The 14,318-nt window shown below is 65.1% G+C and carries 14 protein-coding genes and 1 pseudogene; 10 read left to right on the top strand and 5 right to left on the bottom strand.

All coding sequences use genetic code 11. From position 1 onward, the window contains the following. Window positions 1-108: 108 nt before the first annotated feature. The 3 genes from U8330_RS05740 to U8330_RS05730 form a co-directional block, all read right to left on the bottom strand. Window positions 109-1,014, bottom strand: coding sequence for a neutral zinc metallopeptidase (locus U8330_RS05740; protein ID WP_323104180.1), 906 nt, complete (start codon window positions 1,012-1,014; stop codon window positions 109-111). A gap of 143 nt (window positions 1,015-1,157) precedes the next feature. Continuing rightward, window positions 1,158-1,658, bottom strand: a complete 501-nt coding sequence (locus U8330_RS05735) for a DUF2306 domain-containing protein (protein ID WP_323104179.1) — start codon at window positions 1,656-1,658, stop codon at window positions 1,158-1,160. Between the two features lie 99 nt (window positions 1,659-1,757). Next, the gene (locus U8330_RS05730) at window positions 1,758-2,708 is read right to left on the bottom strand and encodes a phosphatase PAP2 family protein (RefSeq protein WP_323104177.1); all 951 of its coding nucleotides are present in this window, start codon (window positions 2,706-2,708) and stop codon (window positions 1,758-1,760) included. Window positions 2,709-2,994: 286 nt separating this feature from the next. On the opposite strand from U8330_RS05730, the gene carB reads away from it, so the two are divergent. Both carB and U8330_RS05720 read left to right on the top strand, forming a co-directional pair. Next, complete coding sequence (gene carB / locus U8330_RS05725) at window positions 2,995-6,480, top strand: carbamoyl-phosphate synthase large subunit (RefSeq protein WP_323104176.1); 3,486 nt, start codon at window positions 2,995-2,997, stop codon at window positions 6,478-6,480. A gap of 229 nt (window positions 6,481-6,709) precedes the next feature. Then, window positions 6,710-8,512 carry a patatin gene (locus U8330_RS05720; protein ID WP_323104175.1) on the top strand — a complete coding sequence of 601 codons (1,803 nt, stop codon included), beginning with the start codon at window positions 6,710-6,712 and terminating at the stop codon, window positions 8,510-8,512. Window positions 8,513-8,591: 79 nt separating this feature from the next. Here U8330_RS05720 and U8330_RS05715 read toward each other — a convergent pair whose 3' ends face one another. After that, the gene (locus tag U8330_RS05715) at window positions 8,592-8,957 is read right to left on the bottom strand and encodes a hypothetical protein (protein WP_323104174.1); all 366 of its coding nucleotides are present in this window, start codon (window positions 8,955-8,957) and stop codon (window positions 8,592-8,594) included. Window positions 8,958-8,993: 36 nt separating this feature from the next. After that, complete coding sequence (locus tag U8330_RS05710; RefSeq protein ID WP_323104173.1) at window positions 8,994-9,281, bottom strand: hypothetical protein; 288 nt, start codon at window positions 9,279-9,281, stop codon at window positions 8,994-8,996. 382 nt (window positions 9,282-9,663) lie between these two features. Here U8330_RS05710 and greA point away from each other — a divergent pair, with 382 nt between their 5' ends. The 8 genes and pseudogenes from greA to U8330_RS05670 all read left to right on the top strand — a co-directional run. Next, window positions 9,664-10,140: a transcription elongation factor GreA gene (gene greA, locus U8330_RS05705; protein WP_323104172.1), complete on the top strand. Its 477-nt coding sequence runs from the start codon at window positions 9,664-9,666 to the stop codon at window positions 10,138-10,140. Window positions 10,141-10,241: 101 nt separating this feature from the next. Then, a complete protein-coding gene (locus U8330_RS05700) occupies window positions 10,242-11,309 on the top strand; it encodes a glycosyltransferase family 4 protein (RefSeq protein ID WP_323104171.1) in 1,068 nt (355 codons plus the stop codon). 479 nt (window positions 11,310-11,788) lie between these two features. Continuing rightward, entirely contained in the window at window positions 11,789-12,289 is a 501-nt protein-coding gene (locus U8330_RS05695) for a YbjN domain-containing protein (protein WP_323104170.1), read from the top strand. Between the two features lie 47 nt (window positions 12,290-12,336). Continuing rightward, window positions 12,337-13,146 (top strand): pyrroline-5-carboxylate reductase, encoded by an 810-nt coding sequence (gene proC / locus U8330_RS05690; protein WP_323104169.1) that lies wholly within the window; start codon window positions 12,337-12,339, stop codon window positions 13,144-13,146. Window positions 13,147-13,150: 4 nt separating this feature from the next. Next, the gene (locus U8330_RS05685) at window positions 13,151-13,507 is read left to right on the top strand and encodes a tRNA-binding protein (RefSeq protein WP_323104168.1); all 357 of its coding nucleotides are present in this window, start codon (window positions 13,151-13,153) and stop codon (window positions 13,505-13,507) included. A gap of 73 nt (window positions 13,508-13,580) precedes the next feature. Continuing rightward, entirely contained in the window at window positions 13,581-13,874 is a 294-nt protein-coding gene (locus U8330_RS05680) for a toxin (protein WP_323104167.1), read from the top strand. Continuing rightward, window positions 13,871-14,143: a CopG family antitoxin gene (locus U8330_RS05675; RefSeq protein WP_323104166.1), complete on the top strand. Its 273-nt coding sequence runs from the start codon at window positions 13,871-13,873 to the stop codon at window positions 14,141-14,143. Before U8330_RS05680 ends, U8330_RS05675 begins: the two co-directional genes overlap by 4 nt. A 25-nt stretch (window positions 14,144-14,168) precedes the next feature. Next, window positions 14,169-14,306 (top strand): annotated as a pseudogene (locus tag U8330_RS05670) (pyrroline-5-carboxylate reductase dimerization domain-containing protein); the annotation flags it as partial. Between the last annotated feature and the right edge of the window lie 12 nt (window positions 14,307-14,318).

The raw sequence follows: 14,318 nt of genomic DNA, 5'->3' as shown, positions 1-14,318 counted from the left end.
TCGCTGTCCTTAGCGCAGGAGACGGACGGCAGGAAGGGAGAATAAGGGACTGGAAACGAACCACGCCGCCCTTGCGGGGCGGCGCGGTCTTGATCTGTCACCCTGCGGTTACACTGGGTTATTGAACGTGTCGCAGGCGGAAAGCTGGCCGCTGTCGAAGCCGCGCTTGAACCAGGTGGCGCGCTGCTGCGAGGTGCCATGGTTGAAGCTTTCCGGCACGACATAGCCCTGGGTGCGCTTCTGCAGCGTGTCGTCGCCAATCTGGGTGGCGGCATTCAGGGCTTCTTCCAGATCGCCCTGTTCGAGCAGGCCTTTCTGCTGGGTATATTTGCCCCAGATGCCCGCATAGCAGTCGGCCTGAAGCTCCGTGCGCACGGAGAGCGCGTTGGAGTCCGCCTCGCTGACACCCTGGCGGCGTTCGTTGACCGCAGGCAGCGTGCCGAGCAGGTTCTGCACGTGATGGCCGACCTCGTGGGCAACGACATAGGCCTCCGCGAAATCGCCCGAGGCGCCGAAGCGCTGGGACAGCTCATCGAAGAAGCTGGTGTCGAGATAGACCTTCTGGTCACCCGGGCAGTAGAACGGGCCGGATGCTGCCGAGGCCTGGCCGCAGGCGGAATTGACCGCGCCGGTGAAGAAGACCAGCGTCGGCTCGCGATAGGTCTGGCCATTGGCCTGGAAAATGCCGTTCCAGGTGTCTTCCGTCTCGGCGAGCACGGTCTTGATGAAGGCCTTCGTCTCGCCCTGCTCCGGCGTGTCGGCCTGCTGGCTCTGCTCATAGCCGGAGGGCGCGACGCCACCGCCATCCAGCACCTGCATCAGGTCGATGCCCATGGCGCGGAAGACGAAATAGATGACGACGAGAAAGATGATGGTGCCGATGCTCAGGCCGCCGCCGCGGCCGGTGCCCATGGGAATGCGGATCGGCCCGCCGCGGCCGAAGCCGCCCCGGACGGGGCCCTGCCCGCTTCGATCCTCGATATTGCTCGATTGGCGACGGCCTTTCCATTCCATGCTGGTTCACTCCCGGGTTCAGGCGCATGAGGGTTCGTATCAGCGATATAACGCGCCGATCACGGAAATGTATCCATGAGCGAACCTAACCCGCCACTGACCTTATCAGAGCAAGGAAGAAGGGCGCCGGCCAAGCGCAGCGTTCAGATGGAACGGGGCCTGCGAGCTAAGCGCCGAAGGCGCAGCAGGCCGAGGGCGAAGAGGCCAATGGCCAGCCCGAGGGCGAGCATGACCGGCACCGAGACCGGCCCGGTGAAGACCACCGCATGCATGCGCCGCCCAGGCACGAGCGTGAAGAGCCCGGCACCGAGGATGGCGAAGATGTTCAGCGACAGCACATGACGCCGGTGCGCGCGGACATCGCCACGCCGCGCCGCGGACACCACCTGCCAGCAACCGGAGAGCGTCAGCAGGGATAGAAGATGGATCAGGCTGAAACCATAGAAGCCACGGGTCTCGTGGATGAACAGGCTGATCAGCGCGGTTGCGGCCATCAACCCGATCCAGATCCGGCCGCAGCGCTTGTGCCAGGGCGTGCCCTTGCGCCCGGCGAGAAGCGCAGCGCCGAGAACGGCGGCCGGAACCACTGTCAGCACATGCGCGAGCACGAGCGGCGGGGCGGAGAGGAGCGGTTCGAGCGTCATGAAGGCAGGCTCTCGCTGATCAACACGGCATCCGCATATTAGAAATTCCTTCCAAAGCCGCAAGCAAGCCGAACTCAGGTGGTCGCCTGCACCCGCTCCCTACCCCGGCTGCGGAAGTTTCTCCGCAGCCAAGCGCCCCGCACGCACAGGGGTCGAAGAGCGCGCGCGGGTCATTGCCTGCGCGGCGCCCAGGCAAAGCGCGGCAACCAGGCTGCCGGCCAGCACATCGACGAGATAGTGGTTGGCATGCGAGATCGCCGAGACGATCATCGCCAGATTGAGAAGTGCGAAGACGATGTTCAGAACGGGCAGGCGCCAGGCAGCCCAGATGCAGAGGACGGCAACGGCTGCATGGACGGAGGGAAAGGTCAGGATGCCGGCGGCCTCCCGCAGGCGGAAGACGAAATCGGGGTCGCTGCGCACGGCCTCATATTGCGACAGGAAGAAGAAGCCGAACTTGGCATTGATGGCGGAGAGCTGGTCCGGCCCGAGCCCATAGGTCGGATAGGTGCCAAGCGCAGGGGCCATCACCGACACAAGGCTGGAGACAAGGCCGATCAACACATAGGCGATCACCATGCGATAACCCCGGGCCGCCTGGCCGAAGAGCCCGAGCAGCATGGGAAGCCCGAGCAGCTGCAGGCTGAAGGACTGGTAGGCCTGCTGAAGGACGAGCGCGAGGGCCGCGTGCCGGTCGATGACCGCGATAAAGGCCCACCAGTCGAAGCCGAACCGCCGGTCGAGGAGTGACAGGACTGGATCGGCCTCGGGAAAGCCGGCATGCATGGCCACATAGGTCGAGAGCACGATCGCCGGCGTTGCCAGCAACACCGCGCAGGCCGGCTCCGCGAACCGGAGGATCGCCTCTAGCCCACGCCAGCTGCAATAGCCGGATATGATTGCGAGGAGCCCGAGGACCCAGAGAAGGAAGGGCGCATGGCTCGCATAATCGACCCGTAAACCGCTGAGATGCGCGAGCGCAAGGCTGATGGCATAGGCTGCCGCAATGAGCGCAAAGAGACAGCGACGCAGCCGCTTCAGATCCTGCATGACGACCCGCCAAAATGTAAGGATACTCTTGTTCAGATATTCCTTATTTCAGAGGAGTCTTGCAAAAGTGTTTCGCGTCTTGCGCGAGCTCTGAGACGTCCGCTGCCCGGCCGCCTCGGCCTCTCCCCAGATTTTGTCCGGCGCGGCTCCGATTCGGGGTTTTCCTCCCGAATTACTTTCCCTATAAGCCGCTTCTAGCCTGAAACAGCCGAGACTGCGCCACCGGCCGACGGACCACACCGTCGGGGCCGGTTTTCCGTGCAGAATGATTAGCGGAAGTGACACCATGCCCAAGCGCCAAGATATCAAGTCCATCCTCATCATCGGCGCGGGACCGATCGTCATCGGCCAGGCATGCGAGTTCGATTATTCCGGCACCCAGGCCTGCAAGGCGCTGCGCGAGGAAGGCTACCGGGTAATCCTGGTCAATTCCAACCCCGCGACGATCATGACCGACCCGGGCCTGGCGGATGCCACCTATGTCGAGCCGATCACGCCGGAAGTGGTGGCGAAGATCATCGCCAAGGAGCGGCCCGATGCCCTGCTTCCGACCATGGGCGGCCAGACCGCGCTCAACACCGCTCTGTCCTTGAAGCGCATGGGCGTGCTCGACCGCTACAATGTCGAGATGATCGGCGCCAAGCCAGCGGCAATCGACATGGCGGAAGACCGGGCGCTGTTCCGCGAGGCCATGGCCCGCATCGGGCTCGAGACGCCCCGTTCGCACCTCGCCAACGCCACCGACATCAAGGACGCCGACCGCAAGAGCCATGAGGCGGAGCGGCAGAAGCTCAAGGACAGCCTTTCGGGCGAGGCGCTCGACACGGCGCTCGATGCGCTGGAGAACCAGTGGAACCTCGGCGAGACCGACCGCAAGCAGCGCTATATGAGCCATGCCATGGCGGTGGCCGCGCAAGGGCTCGACCATGTCGGCCTGCCCGCCATCATCCGCCCCTCCTTTACCCTCGGCGGCACGGGCGGCGGCATTGCCTATAACCGTTCGGAATTCTTCGAGATCGTCTCCGGCGGTCTCGATGCGTCGCCGACCACCGAAGTGCTGATCGAGGAATCGGTGCTCGGCTGGAAGGAATATGAGATGGAAGTCGTCCGCGACACGGCGGACAATTGCATCATCATCTGCTCGATCGAGAACATCGATCCGATGGGTGTCCACACGGGCGACAGCATCACCGTCGCGCCGGCGCTGACGCTGACGGACAAGGAATACCAGATCATGCGCAACGCCTCGATCGCGGTTCTGCGCGAGATCGGGGTGGAGACCGGCGGCTCGAACGTGCAGTTCGCCGTCAACCCGAAGGATGGCCGCCTGGTCGTCATCGAGATGAACCCGCGCGTCTCGCGCTCGTCTGCGTTGGCGTCAAAGGCCACCGGCTTCCCGATCGCCAAGGTCGCGGCCAAGCTCGCCGTCGGCTATACGCTGGACGAGCTCGACAACGACATCACCGGCGGCGCCACGCCCGCCTCCTTCGAACCGTCGATCGACTATGTCGTCACCAAGATCCCGCGCTTCGCCTTCGAAAAGTTCCCGGGCGCCTCGCCGGTTCTGACGACGGCGATGAAGTCGGTCGGCGAGGTCATGGCGATCGGCCGGACCTTCGCCGAATCGCTGCAGAAGGCGCTGCGTGGCCTGGAGACCGGCCTGACCGGCCTCGACGAGATCGAGATCCCCGGCCTCGACGACGGCGAGAACGCCCGCGGCGCCATCCGCGCCGCAATTAGCACGCCCACGCCGGACCGGCTGCGCATGGTGGCGCAGGCCCTGCGCCTCGGCATGTCGGAGGCCGACGTTCACGATGGCTGCAAGATCGACCTTTGGTTCATCGCCCAGCTGAAGGCGATCGTCGACATGGAGGCACGAATCCGCGAGCACGGCCTGCCGCAGGATGCGAAGAACCTGCGCATGCTGAAGGCCATGGGCTTCTCGGACGCCCGTCTCGCCACGCTCTCCGGCAAGCGGCCGAAGGAAGTGGCGGAGCTGCGCAACAGCCTCGATGTGCGCCCCGTCTTCAAGCGCATCGACACCTGCGCGGCCGAGTTCGCCTCCCCCACCGCCTATATGTATTCGACCTACGAGACGCCCTTCGTCGGCCAGACACGCTCGGAAGCGGGCATCTCCGACCGCAAGAAGGTGGTCATTCTCGGCGGCGGCCCGAACCGGATCGGCCAGGGCATCGAGTTCGACTATTGCTGCTGCCACGCCGCCTTCGCCCTGAAGGATGCCGGCTTCGAAGCGATCATGATCAACTGCAACCCGGAAACCGTCTCGACCGACTACGACACCTCCGACCGGCTCTATTTCGAGCCGCTGACGGCCGAGGATGTGATCGAGATCCTCAAAGCCGAGCAGGAAAAGGGCGAAGTGGTCGGCGTCATCGTCCAGTTCGGCGGCCAGACGCCGCTGAAGCTCGCCGAAGCGCTGGAGAAGAACGGCATTCCGATCCTGGGCACCGCGCCCGACGCGATCGACCTTGCCGAGGACCGCGACCGGTTCCAGAAGCTTCTGATGAAGCTCGATCTCAACCAGCCGAACAACGGCATTGCCTATTCGGTCGAGCAGGCCCGCCTCGTTGCCTCGGAGATCGGCTTCCCGCTGGTCGTGCGCCCGTCCTACGTGCTCGGCGGCCGGGCGATGCAGATCATCCATTCGGAAAGCATGCTGCAGACCTACCTGCTCGACACCGTGCCGGAACTCGTTCCGGAAGACATCAAGCAGCGCTACCCCAACGACAAGACCGGCCAGATCAACACGCTGCTCGGCAAGAACCCGCTGCTCTTCGACAGCTATCTGACCAATGCGATCGAAGTCGATGTCGACTGCCTGGCCGATGGTTCGGATGTCTATGTCGCGGGCATCATGGAGCATATCGAGGAAGCCGGCATCCATTCGGGCGACAGCGCCTGCTCGCTGCCGCCGCGCACCCTGTCGGAGGAGCTCATCAACGAGCTCGAGCGCCAGGCGAAAGCCATGGCGAAGGCACTGAAGGTCGGCGGCCTGATGAACGTGCAGTTCGCGATCAAGGACGGCACGGTCTATGTGCTGGAGGTCAATCCGCGCGCCTCGCGCACCGTGCCCTTCGTCGCCAAGACCATCGGCGCGCCGATCGCCAAGATCGCCGCGCGCGTCATGGCCGGCGAGACGCTGGATGCCTGCTTTGCCGCCTATGGCGAAAAGCCCGATCCGCGTGCGCTGAAGCACATCGCCGTCAAGGAAGCGGTCTTCCCCTTCGCCCGCTTCCCCGGGGTCGATATCCTGCTCGGGCCGGAAATGCGCTCGACGGGCGAAGTCATCGGCCTCGACACGGATTTCGCGCTTGCCTTCGCCAAGGCCCAACTCGGCGCCGGCGTCGACCTGCCGCGAGAGGGCACGGTGTTCGTCTCGGTGCGCGACGAGGACAAGGCCCGCGTTTTGCCGGCGGTCCGCCTGCTGGTCGAGTCGGGCTTCAAGGTTCTGGCGACCGGCGGCACCGCCCGCTATCTGGAGGAAAACGGCCTGACGACCACCAAGATCAACAAGGTGCAGGAAGGCCGGCCGCATATCGAGGACGCGATCCGCAACCGCCAGGTCCAGCTCGTCATCAACACGACCGACAGCAACAAGGCGATCTCGGACTCCAAGTCGCTCCGCCGCGCGACGCTGATGCAGAAAGTGCCCTACTACACCACCATGGCCGGTGCCGAAGCCGCCGCCGCGGCGATCAAGGCGCTGAAAGCCGGCAACCTCGAGGTCCGGCCGCTGCAGAGCTATTTCTGACCGCTCGGCGAAAGAGATCATCGTCACCCGACAGAGGGTGACGGTGAACGCCTGAAGATCATCGATACGCAGCATCCGCCCTGCTCACTCCGCAGGGACGCCTCCCGGTTTGCCGCTTGCCGCGCGCAGACCATGGCTCGCCAAGAGATATGCTGCAACGCACGCATTTTTGCATTGCGGAAACGCCTAATACAGCGCTACCTTGATCCCGCACCGTGGGAGATCTGCGATGGACGAGGCTGCAGCTGCGCATGATCGGGGCGGGTCGCTGCCCAGCTTTACGGCGGAATCCTTCGCGCGTCCCCCCGCGCAGGACTGCGACATGATCATGCAGGGGGGCATTACCTCCGGCCTGGTCTATCCCTATGCCATTCTGGAAATCGCCACGCGCTATCGGTTCCGCTCGATCGGCGGCACATCCGCCGGCGCCATCGCGGCTGCCTTTGCCGCCGCGGCTGAATATGGGCGCCAGGCCGGGCGGCCGGAGGCGTTCCTGACGCTCAAGCACTATGCCGATGCGCTGCCGGAGATCCTGCTGACACTGTTCCAGCCGAGCCCGGCGCTGGCACCGGCTGCCAACTGGCTCAAATCCTTCGCGCTGTCGCACCGGCCCTCGGGCAGCCTCGCAGCCCGGCTCCTCTCGCCACGGCTCCGGCCGCTGCTGCTGGCAGCGGTCGGCCTTGTTCTCGGCGCAGTGCTGGCCGCCATTCTTCTGGCCGCGAGCGGGGCCAATGGCTGGGGAATGGCGCTCGCCGCGGTGCTGGGCGGGCTGGCCGGCCTGCTGCTCCTTCCGCTCGGCTGGCTTGCCTGGACCATGCTCCTGCCGCTCTACCACGCCGCCAAGGCCCTGCCCTCCGCGCAGTTCGGCTTCTGCACCGGCAAGACGCAGCCGGGCAATGCCCATCCTGCCTTGACCGACTGGATCCATCGCGCGCTCCAGCACATCGCCTTCGGCGATCCGGAGCACCCGACACCGCTCACCTTCGGCGACCTGCGGCTTGCCGGAGCAGCGCCGGTTCGGCTGCAGATGGTGACGACCAATCTCTCCATGCGCCGGCCCCACACTTTGCCGGCGCTGGGGCTCAAGGCGCGGTTCAAGGAGAGCGCCTGGCGGGCGCTGTTCCCCGACCCGGTCCTCGACTTCATGGTGGCGAAGACCGGCGCGGATGGTGAAGGCTGCGTCCCCTTCCCGGACGAGGACAGCCTGCCTGTCGTGGTTGCGGTGCGGATGAGCCTCAGCTACCCCCTGCTCTTCACCGCCGTTCCGCTGGAGGTGGAGGATGCGCAGGCCATGGCGCCGGCCCCAGCCGGTGAGGGCGCGGCAGCGCCGCGTCGGCGCACCGCGCTCTTCTCGGATGGCGGGATCAGCAGCAATTTCCCGATCCACCTGTTCGATGCCCCCCTGCCGAGCCGGCCGACCTTCGCGCTCAGCCTCGGTCGTCTGCCGCCCGGCGCCGAGGCGGTGCGTCGCGCCGTTCTCCAGACAGGGCCTGTCGACGGTGCCGGCGTGCCGGTGGAGGAGATATCGTCGCTCGGCCAGTTCGGCTGGCAGATCCTCGGCGCGGCGACCGACTGGCAGGACCAGCTGCTCTCCGAACTGACCGGCCAGCGCGAGCGCATTGCCCGCATCTATCTCAAAGACGGAGAAGGTGGGCTCAACCTGTCGATGAGCCCCTCGCAATCCGAAGCGCTGATGGGCTTCGGCGCCGAGGCCGGGCGGCTGTTCACCGGCGGCGCCTTCGACTTCGACACGCATCGCTGGCTGCGCCTCGTCGGCCTTTACAGAACGCTGGATGCGCAGATGGCGGCACTGGTGGCGAAATGGGAGGATGGGTTCGACCAGTGGCAGACCCGCCACCTCGCCGCCACCGCCCGTTCCTCGCCGCTGACACCCACCGATCGCGCCAAGATGATCAATGACTTGCGGGCGCTGATGGGAAGCGCCAAATCCAACAGCCTCGTCTCCCCGCCGATCGCAACGACGAAATTCCCCGACAAGCTCGGCAAGATGCGCATCACGCCGGAGTTCTGAGTGTGAGACATCTTACACATCCGCGCCGCCCGAGCCTCAATGGTTCGAACGGCGCTTGATGGATCCCAAATTGCAGCCGTCAAATCTCGGTCGGCCGGATCGTGCCGACCGAGACCGTGCCCTCGACCACGCCGCGCTGGCCGGCCTCGGCGGCGCCGGTCTCGACCTCGATCACGGTGTAGAGCTTCTCGTCGCGGAAGGCGCTGGCCATGCGCGTGTCGGTCCCTTCCGCAGGCTTTGCGTCGATCTCGGTAAAGTCGAGCTCCGCTTCGGACGCCACGAGGCGCGCATCGGCCGGAGATTCCGCGCGAACGAGGATGGCACCCTGGCTGCCTGCCCGGTCCCAGCGCGGGTCTTCCGCGCGGGCGACAGGCACGAGGCGGAAAAGCTTCAGCATGGGCGCATCGGGCTCTGCGGCAGCGGCGGCGTTTGGCGTATCGGACATGGGGGTTTCCTTTTCACAAACTTGCGGGCATGCCGGTCATCGGCGTGCTTGGCCGCCGGTCGCAGCACGGGCTTCAGCACGGGTCAGAGCCGCCTTCAGCACGGCCTGGATTTCCGCATTGGCGATTTCCTGGCCGGCAAAGCCCCGATCGGGCAGAACGCCCGGATCCTCTTCATGATCGGCCACCGTTTCGGTATCGGCGAGGATGGCATCGATCAGCGCGCGCCCGTCCTCCCGCTCTGCAAGTTGCGTAAACAGGCCGACCAGCAGTCGGCGATACGCGTTCAGTCGGCCGTCGAGTGTTTCAGGTGCATGTGGGTCCATCGGGGTCTCCTTCTCGCCCGGCCAACGGCTGATGGGCGGCCTTGGTTCCCCGGCCCGTCGCCGACATGACGGCCGAAGCCCCAGACGCGAGGCCTTGGACAACAACGCGAAAAATCTGGCTTCCCGGCGGCGATCTCTGCTATATCTATTGCCCTGCGTCGCAGCCTTCCCATGCCTTCGTGCCGGGATGCCGCAGGTTCGTTGGGCCGGAGGCGTTGCCGGAGCCGGTCCGAGGATCGGGCTGCGCGTGTTCGACGGCAAGACGCTGGATGGTTCCGGAGTTTCGGCTCTGGGGCCTGTTTTCTTTTGCGCCGGGCTCCTTTGGCCCACCGCGGCAGCAGATCTGCCCGGGCCCGGCGCGCACTGTTGAAGGACTTTGAGAATGGTCGAAAAAGTACCGATGACTGCGAATGGGTTCGTGAAGCTGCAGGAAGAGCTGCGCTGGCGCCAGCAGGAAGAACGTCCGCGCATCATCGAGGCGATCGCCGAGGCGCGCGCCCATGGCGACCTTTCGGAAAATGCCGAATATCACGCCGCCAAGGAAGCGCAGAGCCACAATGAAGGCCGCATCGGCGAGCTCGAAGATTTCGTCGCCCGCGCCGAGGTGATCGACCTGTCGAAGATGTCCGGCTCGAAGATCAAGTTCGGCGCCACGGTGAAGCTGGTGGACGAAGACACGGACGAGAACAAGACCTACCAGATCGTCGGCGACCAGGAAGCCGATGTGAAGGCGGGCCGTATTTCGATCTCCTCCCCGATCGCGCGGGCGCTGATCGGCAAGGAAGTCGGCGATTCGATCGAGGTCGTGGCGCCGGGCGGCTCCAAGGCCTACGAAATCCTCGCAATCAACTGGGGCTGATCCGGCGGCTGGCGCTTGCGCCGGCCAGCCTGCGGGCCGCGGCGATGGGATTGTCCGCGGCCACGCCCTGTCCCTCTCCCTGTTCAGGTTCAGTGATCGGCATGACGGAATCGCTCGAGGACACCGAGATCGTCGCGCCGCATTTCAAGCGTCGCCTGTCCGGCGTCACCTCCTCGATCATCCAGCTCGTCCCGGCCCAGCGCCAGCATGGCGACAACGTGGCGACGATCGGCCCCGGCCTGCCGGACTGGCTGCCGCATTTGCCGCTCTCCGCCCTTTTCAAGCTCTGGCGGCCGCCGAGGCACCGCGCGCTGCGCATCTGGCATGCACGCCGCAATATCGAGATGCTGCCCGGCATTGTGATGCGCGATCTCCTGCGCATGAAGCTGGCGCTTCTTTTCACCTCCGCCGCCCAGCGTCGGCATTCCTCCTGGACGCGTTTCCTCATCCGCCGCATGGATGCGGTCGTCGCCACCTCGGCCCGGTCCGGCTCGTTCCTCGAGGTGCCGCACAGAGTCATCCGGCATGGCATCGATCTCACGCGCTTCTCGCCGCCAGCCTCTCCCGACGACGACATGGCTGCGACCGGGCTGCCCGGCCGCCATCTCATCGGCTGCTTCGGGCGCATCCGTCACCAGAAGGGCACCGATCTGTTCGTCGATGCCATGATCGCCCTCTTGCCCCATTATCCGGATTGGACGGCCATCCTCTGCGGCCGGATCACGCCGGAGCATGCGGCTTTCGGCGACGAGCTGAAGGCCCGGATCGCCGCCGCCGGCCTCTCGGAGCGCATCCTGTTCCTCGGCGAGGTGGAGGATGTTCGCCCCTGGTATCGCCGGCTGTCCCTCTATGTCGCCCCCTCCCGCAATGAAGGCTTCGGCCTGACGCCACTGGAGGCCATGGCGTCGCAGACGGCCACCGTCGCCTCGGACGCCGGCGCCTATGCCGAGCTGATCGTTGACGGCGAGACTGGCGCCGTGGTTCCGGCCGGCGACGGGTCCGCGCTGACGCAAGCGATCGAGCCCTATCTGGCCGATCCCGCGCGCGCCGCCGCGCATGGGCTGAACGGGCTTGCCCATGTGCGCACCCATTTCGCCATCGAACGCGAGGCCGCGGCCCTGTCCGACGTCTATGCCGCACTTTTCGACAGGCGGCCGGTCGTCGACTGAGGACGAAGCGCCGACCTTCGACGGATCCCGGCGGCGGGGGCGAAACAATCCTTGATTGTCCCGCCTGACGCACTGAATCGAGAAGCTGCGGCGCCCGTATCGAACGGGGCCCGAGCGACCCTTTCCCGCAAAAATTCTGAAGAATTTCAGCCCCTGTGGACAGCTGCGAAAAACGCAGTCGGCTGAATCATTTATCGACTCCCGCTGAATCATTTTCGGAAGCCTGCAACCGCTGCTCCACCGTTTTTTAACGCTTGAGGGCTGGTCTCACGAGTCGCGCGTTATACACTGATTTTACAAGATGATTCGGAACGGATCGCGAGGGCGGAGAGCGGTGGAGATCGCGCTTTGCCGGGCCTGGTTCACCCTCCGAAGCCGTCGACCCCGTGTCTCTTCCGGTGTGTTGCGTTCGCCCTTAGTCCCGCTGTCTTGCGCGGGGCGATGGCCTGCTGCCCGGAACGATGCCAGCAAGGTGAAGCATGAGCTTGATGGAAGTGGAACTGCAGCGTCAATCCAACCCGGTCGATATGATCGAGTTCGTCGCCGCCAACAATGACTGGAGCTTCGAGCGCTCGGGCGAAGACGAAATCGCGATGACGGTGGAAGGGCGCTTTGCCGATTACCACGTGTCCTTCGCCTGGATGGAAGAGTTCGAAGCCGTCCACCTGTCCTGCGCCTTCGACATGAAGATCCCGGATGCGCGGGCCAACGAGGCAATCCGCCTGCTGTCCCATATCAACGGCCAGGTGCTGATGGGCCACTTCGACCTGTGGCGCCAGGAAGATGTCGTCATCTTCCGCCAGTCGCTGCTGCTGTCCGGTGGAGCGGAGCCGACCAACCGCCAGGTCGAAGTGCTGCTGTCCAGCGCGCTCGATGCCTGCGAGAGCTATTTCCAAGCCTTCCAGTTCGTCGTCTGGTCGGGCATGGCGGCGGAAGCCGCAGTCGAAGCGGCCTTGTTCGAAACCGTCGGCGAGGCTTAAGACGCATGGCAGGGACGACAGGTGCAGGACCGGCAGAGGCGGGAACCATGGGTTCGGGTCCCCTGATCCTGATCGGCGCCGGCAATATGGGCGGCGCCATGCTCTCCGGCTGGCTGAACAGTGGCCATCGCGGCTCGGACATCCTGGTGATCGACCCGGGCCCGCGCGAGGCGCTGGCCGCGCTGATGGCCGAAAAGGGTGCGAAGCACCTGACCGCGGCGCCGCAGGGTGTCACCGCCGGCATTCTCTTCCTGGCCGTCAAACCGCAGTTGATCGACAGCGTGGTGCCGCCCTTGGCATCGCTGGTCGGCCCGCAGACGGTCGTCGTCACCGTTGCGGCCGGCAAGACGCTTGCGACGCTGGAGCGCCATCTTGGCCCCGCCGCCATGATCCGCGCCATGCCCAATACGCCGGCGATGATCGGCCGCGGCGTGACCGGCGCCTTTGCCAATGCGCGGGTCACCGCAGCACAGAAGGCGGCGGTGCAGGCGCTGCTGCAGGTGTCCGGCCCGGTCGAATGGGTGGAGAGCGAGGCCGAGATCGATGCGGTCACGGCGCTCTCGGGCAGCGGCCCGGCCTATGTTTTCTATCTCGTCGAATGCATGGCGGAAGCCGGTCGGAAGGCCGGTCTTCAGGCGGACCTCGCCATGCGTCTCGCGCGGGAAACCGTCGCGGGGGCCGGTGAGTTGCTTCACCGGTCCCCCGATGACGCCGCCACGCTTCGCCGCAACGTCACCTCCCCCGGCGGCACGACGGCGGCAGCGCTCGACGTCCTGATGGCCGAGACAGGCATGCAGCCGCTGTTCGACCGGGCAATCGCTGCCGCCAAGACACGTGCCGGCGAACTGGCAGGATAACCCGATGACCGACGCCAAAAGCGCAGCCGAAATCACCTTTGCCGACTTCGAGAAGGTGGATATCCGCACCGGAACGATCGTCGAGGCCGCGGTTTTCCCCGAGGCGCGCAAACCTGCCTACAAGCTGCTGATCGACTTCGGACCGGAAATCGGGCTCAAGAAGTCCTCCGCCCAGATCACCGTGCACTACACGCCGGAAACACTTGTCGGCCGCCAGATCATGGCCGTCGTCAACTTCCCCCCGCGCCAGATCGGCCCCGTCCGCTCCGAAGTCCTGACCCTCGGCTTCACCGACGACACCGGCGCCATCGTCCTCGCCGCACTGGAACGGCCGGTGGCGAACGGGCAGAAGCTGATGTAGTCGGCGGCCGCGCGTAGTTTAATTTTATCTAAATTATGATAGCGTTATCGCTCGTTTCTGGCGAGGATGACTGGTGGCGCCGCTTCTGGTATGGTCTGAAGAGAAGAACGCTCTTCTGAAGAGTCAAGCAGAGCGCGCCATCTCCTTCGAAGCGATTGCGGCGAGCATTGCCCAAGGCGGACTCCTGGATGTTCTCGCCCATCCAAATCGGGAGCGGTACCCGGACCAGAAGATCCTGGTCGTTCAAATTCGCGACTATGTTTATGCTGTGCCATCGGTGGAACAGGCGAAGGGGACCTGGTTCCTTAAGACCGCCTTCCCCAGCCGGCGGCTGACGAAGCTCTATGCAACGAGGACCGGACGATGATGAGACCTGCGGAGCCGTTCGATCGGGACGAGGCTGAGCTGATGGAACTCCTGGAAGACCACGACACCGATTTGCAGAGCGTCTGGACTGATGCTTTGGAGATCGAGCTGAGCCAAGCGGCGGTGCGGCGGCTTGGTCTCGCGAGCGAACAAATCGCTCTCGATATCCCCAAGGACGACCTGGAGCGGCTGAAGGCAAAGGCGAAGGCGAAGGGCGTTTCCTACGAGACGCTGATCAACGGGCTCATCCGAGCCTATGTCTCGTCCTGAGCGCTCAAGCGCGAGCGTCGTCGCAACTCTTTGCCGCACCGTCACCTCCCCCGGCGGCACGACGGCGGCGGCGCTCGACGTCCTGATGTCCGAGACTGGCATGCCGCCGTTGTTCGACCGGCCAATCGCTGCTGCCAAGACACCTGCCGACGAACTGGCAGGTGCTTCTGTCCTA

The organism is Rhizobium sp. CC-YZS058 (assembly GCF_034720595.1).
Taxonomy (GTDB): domain Bacteria; phylum Pseudomonadota; class Alphaproteobacteria; order Rhizobiales; family Rhizobiaceae; genus Ferranicluibacter.
This window is presented reverse-complemented; position numbering and strand designations above follow the sequence as displayed.

Coding starts and splice junctions, on each gene's coding strand:
- U8330_RS05740 (WP_323104180.1), bottom strand. CDS start 1,014: ATGGAATGGAAAGGCCGTCGCCAATCGAGCAATATCGAGGATCGAAGC.
- U8330_RS05735 (WP_323104179.1), bottom strand. CDS start 1,658: ATGACGCTCGAACCGCTCCTCTCCGCCCCGCCGCTCGTGCTCGCGCAT.
- U8330_RS05730 (WP_323104177.1), bottom strand. CDS start 2,708: ATGCAGGATCTGAAGCGGCTGCGTCGCTGTCTCTTTGCGCTCATTGCG.
- carB (WP_323104176.1), top strand. CDS start 2,995: ATGCCCAAGCGCCAAGATATCAAGTCCATCCTCATCATCGGCGCGGGA.
- U8330_RS05720 (WP_323104175.1), top strand. CDS start 6,710: ATGGACGAGGCTGCAGCTGCGCATGATCGGGGCGGGTCGCTGCCCAGC.
- U8330_RS05715 (WP_323104174.1), bottom strand. CDS start 8,957: ATGTCCGATACGCCAAACGCCGCCGCTGCCGCAGAGCCCGATGCGCCC.
- U8330_RS05710 (WP_323104173.1), bottom strand. CDS start 9,281: ATGGACCCACATGCACCTGAAACACTCGACGGCCGACTGAACGCGTAT.
- greA (WP_323104172.1), top strand. CDS start 9,664: ATGGTCGAAAAAGTACCGATGACTGCGAATGGGTTCGTGAAGCTGCAG.
- U8330_RS05700 (WP_323104171.1), top strand. CDS start 10,242: ATGACGGAATCGCTCGAGGACACCGAGATCGTCGCGCCGCATTTCAAG.
- U8330_RS05695 (WP_323104170.1), top strand. CDS start 11,789: ATGAGCTTGATGGAAGTGGAACTGCAGCGTCAATCCAACCCGGTCGAT.
- proC (WP_323104169.1), top strand. CDS start 12,337: ATGGGTTCGGGTCCCCTGATCCTGATCGGCGCCGGCAATATGGGCGGC.
- U8330_RS05685 (WP_323104168.1), top strand. CDS start 13,151: ATGACCGACGCCAAAAGCGCAGCCGAAATCACCTTTGCCGACTTCGAG.
- U8330_RS05675 (WP_323104166.1), top strand. CDS start 13,871: ATGATGAGACCTGCGGAGCCGTTCGATCGGGACGAGGCTGAGCTGATG.